Here is a 13,399-nt window from a genome sequence, read left to right on the forward strand (position 1 = left end):
AGCACGGGCGCCCCCGGCTAGGGCGCAGTGAACAAGTCTACGACCTCTCGTGCCGCAGTGCCGACATCGGAGTTGACGATCCGCACGTCGAACTCGTCCTGCGCAGCGAGCTCGACCTTCGCGGTCTCGAGCCGTCGGGCCTGTTCCTCTGGCGACTCCGTCCCCCGGCCGATGAGCCGACGGACGAGTTCCTCCCACGTCGGCGGCAGCAGGAAGACCAGCACGGCCTCGGGCATCGCGTCGCGGACCTGACGGGCGCCCTGCAGGTCGATCTCGAGCATCACCTTGTCGCCGGCGTCGAGCGCGCGGTCGATCGGCGGGCGCGGCGTGCCGTACCGGTAGGAGTTGTGCACGGTCGCCCACTCGAGGAGCTCCCGGTCGCGGATCATCCGGTCGAACTCGGCGTCGTCGACGAAGTAGTAGTGCACCCCGTCGACCTCGCCCGGGCGGGGCTTCCTGGTGGTCGCGGAGACGCTGAGGTTCACCTCGGGGTACTGCTCGCGGATGTAGGCGCTGACGGTGCCCTTCCCGACGGCGGTCGGCCCGGCGAGGACGACGAGCTTCGACGTGCCCCGCTTCCGTCCGCGGGCGACCAACCAGTCCGACAGTGCGGTGCGCTGCCGGGTGCCGAGGCCGCCGAGCCGCTTCGACGGCGCGATCCGGAGCGTCCCCATGACGCTCTCGGCGCGCGCCGGACCGATGCCGCTCAGGCTCGTCAGCAGGTCGCGCACGCGCAGGGACTTCTCGGCGGGCGCGTCCGCGTCGCTCCAGGCGGTCCGGGCCACGTCGAGCGCTGAGCGCTCCCCCGACGCCACGGCGGCCTTCACGGCGGCTCGGGCGCGCCGAGCAGCGACCGCGGCACGTGCGGCGGCGACGCGGTCGACCTCGGGCGGGTTCCGGTGCGCCGGCAGCTCGGAGCGGTCGCTCATGCCCGTGCCCCCGGGAGCGCCAGGGCCGCCGCGATGCGATCGGCGCGTTCGGCCACCAGCCCGGCGACGCCGTCGGGGCCGTCTGCGAGGAGCCCGCGCGACTCGCTCACGAGCACCTGCTCGGCACGTGTGCCGTACAGCGCCCGGAGGTCCTCGATGCGCGCGCCCTGGGCACCGAAGCCCGGAGCGAGGACCGGCGCCGTGGCGATGTCGTCCGCGCCGATGCCGAAGTCGGACAGGGTCAGGGTCGCGCCGAGCACGAGCCCGACGTCGCCGATGGCCTGGTCGCCCACGGCCGGGTTGTCGTCTGCCACGTCGAGAACGATACCGGCAGCGACGCTCCGACCAGCACGCGGGCCCTCGGTCAGGACCGCGGTCTGCAGCACCCGCGCCTCCGGGTTGCTCGTCGCGGCGAGCACGAAGACCCCCGCGCCGTTCCGGCGCGCCAGGTCGACCGTGCCGGCGAGCGAGCCGTACCCGAGGTACGGCGACACGGTCATCGCGTCCGCCGCGAACGGACCGTCCCGGTCGAGCCACGCGAGGGCGTAGTCGTCACCGGTGGAGCCGATGTCGCCGCGCTTGACGTCCGCGACGACCAGGAGGCCCGCATCGTGTGCCCGACGGATCGTCGCCGCGAGCGCGCGGTAGCCGGCGACCCCGGCGGCCTCGAAGAACGCGACCTGCGGCTTCACCACGGCGGCGCGGCGCGCGGCCGCGTCCACGAGGACGCGGCCGAACTCCGTCAGGCCCGCCTCGTCCCGGCCGAGCCCCCACGCCGCCAGGGTGGCGGCGTGGGGGTCGATCCCGACGCAGAGCGCCGACCGCGACCCGATGGCTGCCGCGAGCCGCACGCCGAACGGAGCCGTGCCTCCCGTCCGGTCCACGACGCCGGGACGGACCGTCACCAGCCCGCTCGCTCGAGCGCGTAGTCCTGCAGGCTCCGCACGCTGTGCTGGGTGCCGATCGTCTCGATCGCGGCGACGGCCGCGCCGAGCTGCGCGATCGTGGTGAACAGCGGCTTGTCCGCGGCGACCGTCGCCGCGCGGATCTCGTAGCCGTCCGCACGCCCGGACGCACCGGAGGGGGTGTTGATGACGATGTCGACCTCGTTGCGGGCGAGCAGGTCGACGACGCTCTCGCCGCCCTGGCTGTACTTGCCGACCACATCGACCAGGATGCCGTTGCGTCGGAGCACCTCGGCGGTCCCCTCGGTCGCGGTGATCGTGAAGCCGAGCTGCTGGAGCCGGTGCACCGGCAGGACGATCGCCCGCTTGTCGGTGTCCGCGACGCTCACGAAGACCGTGCCGCTCGTCGGCAGACCGCCGTACGCGGCCTCCTGCGACTTGAGGAACGCCCGCGGGAAGTCGCGGTCGATGCCCATCACCTCGCCGGTGGAGCGCATCTCGGGGCTGAGCACCGAGTCGACGACCTGGCCCTCGGCGGTGCGGAAGCGACGGAAGGGCAGCACGGCCTCCTTCACGGCGACGGGTGCCTGTGCCGGGACGAACGCGCCGTCCCGCTCCGGCAGGACGCCCTCGGCGACGAGGTCGTCGATCGACGTGCCGGTCATCACGCGCGCCGCGGCCTTCGCGAGGGCGATGCCGAGGGCCTTGGACACGAAGGGCACCGTGCGGCTGGCGCGCGGGTTCGCCTCGAGCACGTAGAGCACGCCGGCAGCGATGGCGAACTGCACGTTCAGCAGCCCCTGCACGCCGATGCCGCGCGCGATCTCGCCGGTCGCGTCGACGACCGCCTGGATCTCGCCACGGCCGAGGCCGACCGGCGGGAGCGTGCACGACGAGTCGCCGGAGTGGATGCCGGCCTCCTCGATGTGCTCCATGATGCCGCCGATGTACAGACGCTCCCCGTCGAACAGCGCGTCGACGTCGATCTCCACGGCGTCGTCGAGGAACCGGTCCACCAGGAGCGGCAGGTCGGGGCCGATGATCGCCTGGTCGGCCATCCGGTCGAAGTAGTCGGCCATCGCGGTGGAGTCGTAGACGATCTCCATCCCGCGGCCGCCGAGGACGAACGACGGGCGCACGAGCACCGGGTACCCGATCTCCTCGGCCACCGCGGTCGCGCTGGCGAGGTCGTGTGCGGTGCCGTTGCGCGGGGCGAGGAGGCCCGCCTCGTCGAGGATCGCGGAGAACTGGCCGCGTTCCTCGGCGGAGTCGATGGCCGTCGGCGTGGTGCCGAGGATCGGGATCCCGGCCGCCTCGAGCGGCTTCGCCAGGCCCAGGGCCGTCTGGCCGCCGAGCTGCACGACGACGCCGACGAGCTCGCCCGACGCCGCCTCGGCCTCGATGACCTCGAGGACGTCCTCGGTGGTCAGCGGCTCGAAGTACAGGCGGTCCGAGGTGTCGTAGTCGGTCGACACCGTCTCCGGGTTGCAGTTGACCATGATGGTCTCGAAGCCGGCGGCGGAGAGCGCGAAGGACGCGTGCACGCAGGAGTAGTCGAACTCGACGCCCTGCCCGATGCGGTTCGGACCCGAGCCGAGGATGACGACCTTCTTCCGGTCGCTCGGGGCGACCTCGGTCTCGGTGTCGTACGACGAGTAGTGGTACGGCGTCAGGGCCGGGAACTCGCCGGCGCAGGTGTCGACGGTCTTGAACACCGGGCGGATCCCCAGCGCGTGGCGGGTGTCCCGGACGTCCTGTTCGGTGACCGTCGCCGCGTCGCTGCTCCGCAGGGCCGCGATCTGGACGTCGCTGAACCCGTGCTCCTTGGCCCACCGGACGGTGTCGGCGTCGAGTTCCGCGGCGGCGGCGACCTCGGCGGCGACCTCGTTGATGAGGACGATCTGGTCGATGAACCAGGGGTCGATCCCGGTGGCGTCGAAGACCTCCTCCGCGGTGGCGCCGGCGACGAGGGCCTGCTGCACCGTGACGATGCGGCCGTCGGTCGGGATCGCCGCCTTCGCCAGCAGCGCCGCCTTGTCGAGCGACTCCGCCGGGGTGTCCCAGTGGAAGCTCGAGCCCCGCTTCTCGAGCGAACGGAGCGACTTCTGCAGCGCCGTGGCGTAGTTCCGACCGATGGCCATCGCCTCGCCGACGCTCTTCATCGTCGTGGTGAGCGTGGCGTCCGCTGCCGGGAACTTCTCGAACGCGAAGCGCGGGGTCTTCACGACGACGTAGTCGAGCGTCGGCTCGAAGCTCGCCGGCGTGACACCCGTGATGTCGTTCTGGATCTCGTCCAGGCGGTACCCGATGGCGAGCTTCGCGGCGATCTTGGCGATCGGGAAGCCGGTCGCCTTCGACGCGAGCGCACTCGAGCGGGACACGCGCGGGTTCATCTCGATGACGATCAGGCGACCGTTGGACGGGTCGACGGCGAACTGGATGTTGCAGCCACCGGTGTCGACACCGACGCGACGGATGATGTCGATGCCGATGTTCCGCATGTTCTGGTACTCGCGGTCGGTCAGCGTCAGCGCGGGGGCGACCGTGATCGAGTCGCCCGTGTGCACGCCGACCGGGTCGACGTTCTCGATCGAGCAGACCACGACGGTGTTGTCGTGGTTGTCCCGCATGAGCTCGAGCTCGTACTCCTTCCACCCGAGGATCGACTCCTCGAGCAGCACCTCGGTGGTCGGGCTCGACTGCAGGCCGTCGCCGACGAAGCGGACGAGCTCGTCCTCGTTGTACGCGAAGCCGGAGCCGAGACCGCCCATGGTGAAGGACGGCCGGACGACGAGCGGGTACCCGAGGTCCTTCGCGTACTCCTTCGCCTCCTCCAGGGTGTGCGCGATGTGGCTACGGGCGACGTCGGCACCGGACTCGAGGACGAGCTCCTTGAACAGCTGGCGGTCCTCACCGCGCTGGATGGCGTCGACCTTGGCACCGATCAGCTCGACACCGTGCTTCTCGAGGATTCCGGCCTCGTCGAGCGCGATCGCCGCGTTCAGCGCGGTCTGACCGCCGAGTGTCGGCAGCACGGCGTCCGGCTGCTCGATGCGGATGATCTCCTCGAGGGAGGCGTTCGTGATCGGCTCGATGTACGTCGCGTCGGCGAAGTCCGGGTCCGTCATGATCGTCGCCGGGTTCGGGTTGACGAGGATCACGCGGATGCCCTCGGCGCGGAGGACGCGGCACGCCTGGGTGCCGGAGTAGTCGAACTCGGCGGCCTGACCGATGACGATCGGGCCGGAGCCGATGACGAGGACGGAGGAGATGTCAGAGCGCTTCGGCATCAGTTGCTGCTTTCGTTCGTCGTGGCCGAACCGGACGTGGGGTCGGCCGCGGGGGTCGTGGCGTCGGCGGTGGCGGCGTCCAGCGGACGGCCCTCCTTCCGCGCGACGACCATGTCCCGGAACCGGTCGAAGAGGTACATGCTGTCGTGCGGTCCGGCGGCGGCCTCGGGGTGGTACTGCACGCTGAACGCCGGGATGTCGAGCGCGCGGAGGCCCTCGACGACGTCGTCGTTCAGCGAGTAGTGCGAGACCTCGACCCGCCCGAAGCCGACCGGGGACTCCAGGACCTGACCGATCGGGGCGTCGACCGCGAACCCGTGGTTCTGGCTCGTGATCTCGACCTTGCCGGTGGTGGTGTCGAGCACCGGCTGGTTGATGCCGCGGTGCCCGAACGGGAGCTTGTACGTGCCGAACCCGAGCGCGCGTCCGAGGAGCTGGTTGCCGAAGCAGATGCCGAAGAACGGGCGGCCGTCCCGCAGGCTCTCCTGCAGCAGCTCGACCTGCGCGTCGGACGCTGCCGGGTCCCCCGGGCCGTTCGAGTAGAACAGCGCGTCGGGGGCGAGCGCACGGAGGGTGTCGATGGTGACGTCCTGCGGGAGCACGTGCACCTCGAAGCCGCGCTGGGACAGGTAGCGGGTGGTCGAGGCCTTCACGCCGAGGTCGAGCACGGCGAGCGTGCCGATCTGCTCGCCGACGGCCGGGACCACGTAGGCCTCCGGCGTCGAGACGGTCGCGGAGAAGCTCGCGCCGGCCATCTGCGCCTGCGACCGCACGGCGTCGAGCTGCTCCGCCTCGGACAGCGCGGCGTCGGCTCCGCTGAACACACCGCCCTTCATCGCGCCGGCGTCACGGATGCGCCGGGTGAGGGCACGGGTGTCGATCCCGGAGATGCCGACGATGCCGTCGCGCTCCAGGTGGTCGTCGAGCGACGCCGTCGCGCGGTGGTTCGACACCATCCGGCTGGGATCGCGGACGACGTACCCGGCGACCCAGATGCGGCGCGACTCCGGGTCCTCGTCGTTCACGCCGGTGTTGCCGATGTGCGGTGCGGTCTGCACCACGATCTGGCCGGCGTAGGAGGGGTCGGTGAGCGTCTCCTGGTAGCCGGTCATCCCGGTCGCGAAGACCACCTCGCCGAGCGTGCGCCCGCGGGCGCCGTAGGCCCAGCCGTCGTACCGGGTGCCGTCCTCGAGGACCAGCACGGCCCGTTCGCGTGTCATCAGTTCGTCCCTTCGCCCGCGGGGTGCGGGTGGTTGTGCTTCGTCGCCAGTTCCTGGAGCGCGTGCAGTGCTGCCGCATCGCCCTCCGGGAACCGGAAGTAGGTGTCGAGGTCCGTCGCTCCTGCGGCGCCGGTCGCCGTCCATCGCAGACGGACCAGTCCCCCGGGCTCGACCACGCGGTCGATCGCCCACGTCGCGCGGTCCGCGCCGCGGACGGCGTCCTCCGCGATCCACCGGTCGTCGGCCCCGGCCAGGTGCAGGACGACGCCGTGCTCGTGCACGGTCACGCCGCCGCGTCCACGGAAGCCGAGTCCGCCAGCGGTGATCCGCTCGAGCGGCTGGTCGGCCCGGGTCGTCGCGACGCTGAAGCCGTCCCACGACCCGGCCGCCGGTCCGACGTTCGTCGGCACGCTGACGGGAGGCACGACCTCCGCCTGCCGCCGCTCCCGCGTCCGCCAGGTGCGCACCATGGCGACGAACAGCGCGGCGACCGCGAGCAGGATCACCCCGCCGAGCAGCCACCGGGCGGCGTCGCCGCTCATGCGTGCACCTGCTGGGCGCGTGCGGCCGCGGCGATCGTCTGCGGGTCGACGAGCGCACCGTCGAGGAGCGTCGGGTACCCGTGGTGGAAGGTCGCGACGATCCGACCGGGGAGCTGCATGCCGAGGTACGGCGAGTTCTGCGACTGGCCGGCGAGGTCGGTGACCGCGAACTCGCGGACGACGCTCGGGTCGTAGAGCGTGATCTCCGCCGGGGCGCCCTCGGCGACGGCGTGGCCGTGCCCGTCGACCTGGCCGATGCGTGCCGGTGCACTCGAGAGCACCCGGGCGACGTCGGCCCAGTCGAGCTGGCCGGACGCGACCACCGCGGCGTGCACGACGCTCAGCGCGGACTCGAGCCCGACCATGCCGTTCGCAGCAGCCGGCCACTCGCAGCACTTCGCCTCGGCCGTGTGCGGGGCGTGGTCCGTCGCCACGATGTCGATCGTGCCGTCGGCCAGGGCCGCGCGCAGGGCGTCGACGTCCTCGCGGGAGCGCAGCGGCGGGTTCACCTTGTACCGGGCGTCGTACCCGGGCGCGCCGTCGACCCCGGCGATCAGGTCCTCGGTCAACACCAGGTGGTGCGGCGTGACCTCGGCGGTGACGTCGATCCCGCGGGACTTCGCCCAGCGGATCACCTCGACGCTGCCGGCGGTCGAGACGTGGCAGACGTGCAGGCGCGCCCCGACGTGGTCGGCGAGCAGGACGTCGCGGGCGATGATCGCCTCTTCCGCGACGGCCGGCCACCCGGCGAGTCCGAGCTCCGAGGACAGTCGGCCCTCGTTCATCTGCGCGCCGATGGTCAGGCGGGGCTCCTGCGCGTGCTGCGCCAGGACACCGCCGAAGCCCTTGATGTACTCCAGCGCCCGACGCATGAGCAGCGGGTCGGCCACGCACGAGCCGTCGTCCGAGAAGACCCGGACCTTCGCGCGCGAGGTCGCCATCGCTCCGATCTCGGACAGGTGCGTCCCCTGCAGGCCCTGCGAGACGGCACCGATCGGCCGGACGGTGACGTACCCGGCGTCGTCACCGAGCGCCTGCACCTGCTCGACGACACCGGCGGTGTCGGCCACCGGCGAGGAGTTCGCCATCGCGTTGACGGCGGTGAAGCCGCCGGCGGCCGCGGCACGGGAGCCGGACAACACGGTCTCGGACTCCTCGAAGCCGGGCTCGCGGAGGTGGGTGTGCAGGTCCACCAGACCGGGCAGGGCGATCAGGCCGTCCGCGTCCACGACCGTGGCCCCGGCCGTGTCGAGACCGGACCCGACCGCGGTGATGCGCCGGTCCTCCAGGCGGATGTCGGCGCGCGAGCCGTCGACCAGCTGGGCGCCGCGGATGAGGTGGGCGGTCATGCGACGGTCTCCTTCTGCTGGTCGCCCGTCAGGGCGAGGTAGAGCGCGGCCATGCGGACCGAGACGCCGTTCTCGACCTGCTCGACGACCGTCGAGTTCGGCGCGTCGGCGGCGACGCCGGCGATCTCCAGCCCGCGGTTCATCGGTCCCGGGTGCATCACGAGTGTGCGCTCGGACAGCCGCTGGAACCGGGCCGCGGTCAGGCCCCAGTGCCGGGTGTACTCGCGGGGGTTCGGGAAGAACGCGTCGTTCATCCGCTCCTGCTGGATGCGGAGGGTCATCACGACGTCCGGGTCCTCCGCGAGGGCGGCGTCGAGGTCGTGGTGCACGGCAGCGCCGAACGGCGTGGGCGAGGCCTTCGTCGCCGGCAGGAGGGTCGGCGGGGCGGCGAACGTCACGTGCGCGCCGAGCGTGCGGAGCAGCCAGGCGTTGCTCCGGGCGACGCGACTGTGGAGCACGTCGCCGACGACGAGGACGCGGACGCCGTCGAGGGCCTGCCCGCGACTGGCGGTGCCGTGCAGGCGCCGACGCATCGTGAACGCGTCGAGGAGCGCCTGCGTCGGGTGCTCGTGCGTCCCGTCACCGGCGTTCACCACGGGGACGTCGATCCAGTCGGCGTCGGCGAGGACCCGCGGAGCGCCGGACGCACCGTGCCGCATCACGATGCCGTCGATGCCCATCGCGCCGAGCGTCTGCACGGTGTCCTTGAGCGACTCGCCCTTGGAGACGCTCGACCCCTTCGCCGCGAAGTTGATGACGTCGGCGGAGAGGCGCTTGGCCGCGGCCTCGAACGAGATCCGCGTCCGGGTGGAGTCCTCGAAGAAGAGGTTCACCACGGTCTTGCCGCGGAGGGCGGGGAGCTTGCGGACCTCGCGGGTGTTGACCGCGGCCATCTCCTCGGCGACGTCGAGGATGTGCACGGCGTCCGCACGGGAGAGGTCGGCGGTGGAGAGGAGGTGCTTCACGCGATGCCCCCCGGCTGCGCCTGCTGCGCCTGCTGCTCCGGCTGCTCCGGCTGTTCGATGACGACCTCGTCCGTGCCGTCGGTCTCGGTCAGGCGCAGCGTGACCCGCTCGTCGGACGCGGTCGGCAGGTTCTTGCCGACGTGGTCCGCACGGATCGGGAGTTCGCGGTGCCCGCGGTCGACGAGGACCGCCAGGCGGACCGCGCGCGGACGCCCGATCCCCTGCAGCGCGTCGAGCGCCGCCCGGACCGTGCGGCCCGAGTACAGGACGTCGTCGACGAGGACGACGACCTTGCCGTCGACGCCACCGGCCGGGATCGACGTGCGGTGCGGCGCCCGACCGATGCCGTGCCCGAGGTCGTCGCGGTGCATCGTGACGTCGAGGGCGCCGACGCGTTCGGTGCCGATGCCGCCGCGTGCGGAGGCCCACTCGGGCTCGATGTCCGCGAGGATCCGGCCGAGTCGTTCGGCGAGGACCGCTCCCCGGGTCGGGATGCCCAGGAGCACGAGGTCCGAGCCGCCGTGGTTGGCCTCGAGGAGCTCGTGCGCGATGCGTGTCAGGGCACGCGTGATGTCGGGGTGCTGCAGGACCGTTCTGGTACCCACGCCGACCTCCTTCCCCGCCTCTCTGGACGGCATTTAAAGGATGCTGACGTGGTCAACCCTACCGGGACTCCTGGTCTCCTGCGACCGACCGACCGGACGGTTCGCGGCCTCCGGCGACGGCGCCGAGGACGCCGTTGACGAATCCCGCCGACTCCTCGGTGGAGAGCGACTGGGCGAGTTCGACGGCCTCGGCGATGGCGACGCCGTCCGGGACGTCGGCGTTGAACCGGATCTCCCAGACGCCCATCCGCAGGATGCAGCGGTCGAGCACCGGCATCCGGGCGATGGACCAGCCCTGGGCGTGGTCGACGATCACCGCGTCGATCTCCGCGCGGGCCTCGTCCACCCCGGTGACGACCTGCCGGGCGTAGTCCCAGCTCGACGCACGCTCGGGCTGGTCGAGGTGTCGGACCGTCTCGGTCGCCAGGACGTCGGCGATCGGGAGGTCACGCACCTCGGCCACGTAGAGCATGTCGAGGGCGCGCTTGCGGGCCTTGGAACGAGCGCTCATTCGTTGACGCGGCCGAGGTAGTTGCCGTCGCGCGTGTCGATCTTCACCTTGGTGTCGGTCTCGAGGTAGAGCGGCACCTGGATCTGGTAGCCCGTGGCCTTGATCGTCGCGGGCTTGGTGCCGCCGGAGGAACGGTCGCCCTGCAGGCCGGGCTCGGTCTCGATCTCGGTGACGATCGACGTCGGGAGCTCGATGTACAGCGGGTTGCCCTCGTTCATCGCGATGGTGACCATCGCGGACTCGAGGAGGAAGTTCTTCGCGTCGCCGACGACCGTCGCGGGGACCGGGATCTGGTCGTAGGTGTCGGTGTCCATGAACACGTAGGAGTCGCCGTCCTCGTAGAGGAACTGGTAGTCGCGACGGTCGACGGTCGCCGTCTCGATCTTCGCGCCGGCGTTGAACGTGCGGTCGACGACCTTGCCGGAGACGACGTTCTTCAGCTTGGTGCGGACGAACGCACCACCCTTGCCGGGCTTGACGTGCTGGAACTCGACGACCGACCAGAGCTGCCCGTCGATGATGAGAACGGCGCCGTTCTTGATGTCAGTGGTACTGGCCATGAGTCTTCGATGTCCCGTTCGTGTTGATGAGTGAAGTGTCGCAGGGCGGTGCGCCCGCTGTGGGCGGCTGCGCCCTGACCGGACCCGTGCCCGGTCGGACTCGCGCCCGTGTCCGGACTCGAACCCGTTGCCGGACTCGTGCCCGGTCGGACCCGTGCCCGGTCGGACTCGTGTCCGTCGGGTGCCTCGGCACCCGGTCACGGGCGACGCGGCATCCGGCCCGCCACGAGTGTAGCCGACCCGGTCACTCGTGCCGTCTGGCCCGCCAGGCGTCGACTGCTGCCCAGACGAGCAGCACCACCGCGGCACCGCCGAGCAGTCCGCCGGCGGCCCCGGTGCTGAGGACCGCCGTGGGACGGGCCGGCGCGGTGAGGTACACGATCGCCAGGATGCCGGCGCCGGAGCCGAGCAGGACGAGGAGGATCCGGCGGATCATCCCGGAGACGGTCCGACGGTCGCGTTGGTCGGCGAGCAGGCGGATGTTCACGGACAGCTTGTTCTGCTCGATCGCCTCGCTGATCCGGTCGACCCGGCGCGGCAGGCGCCGGATCGTGGACACGAGTCCGAACAGCTCCCGGGCGGCCACGTCCCGCAGCACGCTCGGGCGGAGCTGGTCGCGGATCTGCTCGCGCGCCAGGTTCCGCGACTCGTCGAGCAGGTCGAACGAGGGCAGCAGCGTGCGCAGGGTCCCCTCGAAGATCGCGAGGGCACGGGCGGCGGCGATGAAGTCCGGCGGCGGCTTCAGGCGGTAGCGCCCGAACACCTCGACGGCGTCGTCGACGGTCTCCACGCCGATCCGGGCACCGGGACCGAGTTCGTCCGCGACGAACCGGGCGATGTCCCGGCGGAAGTCGGGTTCGTCCTCGGCCCGACGGACGGGTGCCATCCGCAGCACGGCGTCCGCGATGCGCGAGGTGTCGTTCTGGATGTAGGCCGCCACGAGTTCCTGCACGGTCTCGCGGAGCGTCGGGTCGAGCCGCCCGACCGAGCCGAAGTCGATCAGTGCCGGACGCCCGTCCGGCAGGAGCAGGACGTTCCCCGGGTGCAGGTCGCCGTGGTAGATGCCGTCGAAGACGACCTGCCGGAGGAACGCCCGCAGGATCGCCCGCATGGGCTCGTCGAGGTCCCGGTCGGCTCGGGAGGCACGGACGGCGCTCAGCGTGTCGCCCTCCAGGAACTCCATCACGAGCACCCGCTGCCCGGACAGCTCGGGGTGGGCGGCCGGGAACCGGACCTCGTCCGGCCGCGCGCTCCGCTGCTGCGCCGCGCTGAGGGTCTCCAGGTTCCGCAGCTCCGTCCGGAAGTCCACCTGGCGGAGGAGGTCGTCGGCGTACTGCTGCGCGACGTCGGCGACGCCGACCTGCCGTGCCTCCACCGAGGTGCGCGCCAGGAACCGCACGACCCGGAGTGCGATGTCGACGTCGCGACGGACGGCGTCGTCGATGCCGGGTCGCTGCACCTTGACGGCGACCGCGGTGCCGTCGGGCAGACGCGCACGGTGGACCTGGGCGATCGAGGCCGCGGCGACCGGTGTCGGGTCGAAGGACGGGAACACCTCGGCGACGGGGGCGTGCAGCTCGGCCGCGAGCAGCTCCGCGACCGCTGCCGGGTCGGCCGGCGTGACGCTCCGCTGGAGGTGCGCGAGGCCCTCCGTCCACTCCTCGGGGAGCAGGTCGTCCCGCGTGGAGAGCAGCTGTCCCATCTTGACGAAGCCACCGCCCGCCTCCTCGAGCGCCCGGCGCAGGTGGTCGGCCTGGCTCCGACGCAGGTCCGACGTCGCGGGGTCGTGCGTGAAGTCGAGGCGCCGGAAGGGCAGCAGGCCGTGCCGTCGGGCGATGGACAGCAGCTCGGTGAAGCGGCGGGCACGGCTGCGGAGGGTGCCGGCGTCGGCCGGCCGCGTGCCGCCGAGGTCGCTCAGGCGGGGAGGGGTGGGCACCCGATCAGCATGCTCCTGTGTCCTGGACGCTCCTCCTCCACCAGCCTGGAGGCAGTGCTCTTCCGTCCACAGGTCAGTGACCGTCCGTCTCGGGACAGCGATCGCCCCGGCACGCTCGTCACATGGACACCCCACTGATCGCCGCGATGATCGCGGCCGCCGCAGCCGTCTTCGCCGCGCTCATGGCCTGGACCGCCGCCGGTCGCGCCCGTCGGTCGAGCGACCGCACTCATGCGTGGACCAGGCTCGTCTGGATCATCACGACGTCCGGGGATCTCGAACACGACATCTCGGAACGTGTACTCGCGAGCATGCGCGACCTACGGTGGGCTCCCGCGGACGATCGTGCACTCGCGGCCGAGCTCCTCGAGCGCGCACGTTCGACAGCATCGAGAACCGAAGGAGAACCACCATGCTGAACCGGAAGCCGCTCGAGGTCCCGGCGGACCCGTCCGATCGCCGTGCCTTCGTCAACGGCGCGACGCCCGAAGAGTGGGCCGAGTTCCACCGCACCAACATCATCACCGTCTCGATGCGCGTGAAGTGGTGGTGGCGACGGACGCTCCACGTGTTGCGGTGATGCTGCG

Annotated in this window: 12 protein-coding genes; 1 reads left to right on the forward strand and 11 read right to left on the reverse strand. The window is 71.7% G+C overall.

Going from position 1 to position 13,399, the window contains the following annotated elements:
• Window positions 1–17 precede the first annotated feature (17 nt).
• The 11 genes from gmk to FS641_RS00430 all read right to left on the reverse strand — a co-directional run bounded on the left by gmk (window position 18) and on the right by FS641_RS00430 (window position 12,812).
• Complete coding sequence (gene gmk / locus FS641_RS00380; RefSeq protein ID WP_144758321.1) at window positions 18–929, reverse strand: guanylate kinase; 912 nt, start codon at window positions 927–929, stop codon at window positions 18–20.
• Window positions 926–1,834 (reverse strand): orotidine-5'-phosphate decarboxylase, encoded by a 909-nt coding sequence (gene pyrF, locus FS641_RS00385; protein WP_260855543.1) that lies wholly within the window; start codon window positions 1,832–1,834, stop codon window positions 926–928. The genes gmk and pyrF overlap by 4 nt, the downstream gene beginning before the upstream one ends.
• On the reverse strand, window positions 1,831–5,124 hold the full coding sequence (carB, locus tag FS641_RS00390; RefSeq protein WP_144758323.1) for a carbamoyl-phosphate synthase large subunit: 3,294 nt from the start codon (window positions 5,122–5,124) through the stop codon (window positions 1,831–1,833). Before carB ends, pyrF begins: the two co-directional genes overlap by 4 nt.
• A complete protein-coding gene (gene carA / locus FS641_RS00395; protein ID WP_144758325.1) occupies window positions 5,124–6,344 on the reverse strand; it encodes a glutamine-hydrolyzing carbamoyl-phosphate synthase small subunit in 1,221 nt (406 codons plus the stop codon). The genes carB and carA overlap by 1 nt, the downstream gene beginning before the upstream one ends.
• Window positions 6,344–6,886 (reverse strand): hypothetical protein, encoded by a 543-nt coding sequence (locus FS641_RS00400; protein WP_144758327.1) that lies wholly within the window; start codon window positions 6,884–6,886, stop codon window positions 6,344–6,346. Before FS641_RS00400 ends, carA begins: the two co-directional genes overlap by 1 nt.
• Complete coding sequence (locus FS641_RS00405) at window positions 6,883–8,235, reverse strand: dihydroorotase (protein ID WP_144758329.1); 1,353 nt, start codon at window positions 8,233–8,235, stop codon at window positions 6,883–6,885. Before FS641_RS00405 ends, FS641_RS00400 begins: the two co-directional genes overlap by 4 nt.
• Complete coding sequence (locus tag FS641_RS00410) at window positions 8,232–9,200, reverse strand: aspartate carbamoyltransferase catalytic subunit (protein WP_144758332.1); 969 nt, start codon at window positions 9,198–9,200, stop codon at window positions 8,232–8,234. The genes FS641_RS00405 and FS641_RS00410 overlap by 4 nt, the downstream gene beginning before the upstream one ends.
• Window positions 9,197–9,805 (reverse strand): bifunctional pyr operon transcriptional regulator/uracil phosphoribosyltransferase PyrR, encoded by a 609-nt coding sequence (gene pyrR, locus FS641_RS00415; RefSeq protein ID WP_144758334.1) that lies wholly within the window; start codon window positions 9,803–9,805, stop codon window positions 9,197–9,199. The genes FS641_RS00410 and pyrR overlap by 4 nt, the downstream gene beginning before the upstream one ends.
• A gap of 58 nt (window positions 9,806–9,863) precedes the next feature.
• Window positions 9,864–10,316, reverse strand: coding sequence for a transcription antitermination factor NusB (gene nusB / locus FS641_RS00420; RefSeq protein WP_144758336.1), 453 nt, complete (start codon window positions 10,314–10,316; stop codon window positions 9,864–9,866).
• Window positions 10,313–10,876 carry an elongation factor P gene (efp, locus tag FS641_RS00425; protein WP_144758338.1) on the reverse strand — a complete coding sequence of 188 codons (564 nt, stop codon included), beginning with the start codon at window positions 10,874–10,876 and terminating at the stop codon, window positions 10,313–10,315. The genes nusB and efp overlap by 4 nt, the downstream gene beginning before the upstream one ends.
• A gap of 244 nt (window positions 10,877–11,120) precedes the next feature.
• Window positions 11,121–12,812, reverse strand: a complete 1,692-nt coding sequence (locus FS641_RS00430; RefSeq protein ID WP_144758340.1) for an AarF/ABC1/UbiB kinase family protein — start codon at window positions 12,810–12,812, stop codon at window positions 11,121–11,123.
• 412 nt (window positions 12,813–13,224) lie between these two features.
• Here FS641_RS00430 and FS641_RS17880 point away from each other — a divergent pair, with 412 nt between their 5' ends.
• Entirely contained in the window at window positions 13,225–13,392 is a 168-nt protein-coding gene (locus tag FS641_RS17880; RefSeq protein ID WP_186317508.1) for a hypothetical protein, read from the forward strand.
• The last annotated feature ends 7 nt before the right edge of the window (window positions 13,393–13,399 follow it).

The sequence above is a fragment of the Curtobacterium sp. 9128 genome (assembly GCF_007673775.1).
Taxonomy (GTDB): Bacteria; Actinomycetota; Actinomycetes; order Actinomycetales; family Microbacteriaceae; genus Curtobacterium.

Bases quoted from the DNA above. Each gene is read 5' to 3' on its own strand.
- carA (WP_144758325.1), bottom strand. From the start codon at position 6,344: ATGACACGCGAACGGGCCGTGCTGGTCCTCGAGGACGGCACCCGGTAC.
- nusB (WP_144758336.1), bottom strand. From the start codon at position 10,316: ATGAGCGCTCGTTCCAAGGCCCGCAAGCGCGCCCTCGACATGCTCTAC.
- gmk (WP_144758321.1), bottom strand. From the start codon at position 929: ATGAGCGACCGCTCCGAGCTGCCGGCGCACCGGAACCCGCCCGAGGTC.
- carB (WP_144758323.1), bottom strand. From the start codon at position 5,124: ATGCCGAAGCGCTCTGACATCTCCTCCGTCCTCGTCATCGGCTCCGGC.
- FS641_RS00405 (WP_144758329.1), bottom strand. From the start codon at position 8,235: ATGACCGCCCACCTCATCCGCGGCGCCCAGCTGGTCGACGGCTCGCGC.
- efp (WP_144758338.1), bottom strand. From the start codon at position 10,876: ATGGCCAGTACCACTGACATCAAGAACGGCGCCGTTCTCATCATCGAC.
- FS641_RS17880 (WP_186317508.1), top strand. From the start codon at position 13,225: ATGCTGAACCGGAAGCCGCTCGAGGTCCCGGCGGACCCGTCCGATCGC.
- FS641_RS00400 (WP_144758327.1), bottom strand. From the start codon at position 6,886: ATGAGCGGCGACGCCGCCCGGTGGCTGCTCGGCGGGGTGATCCTGCTC.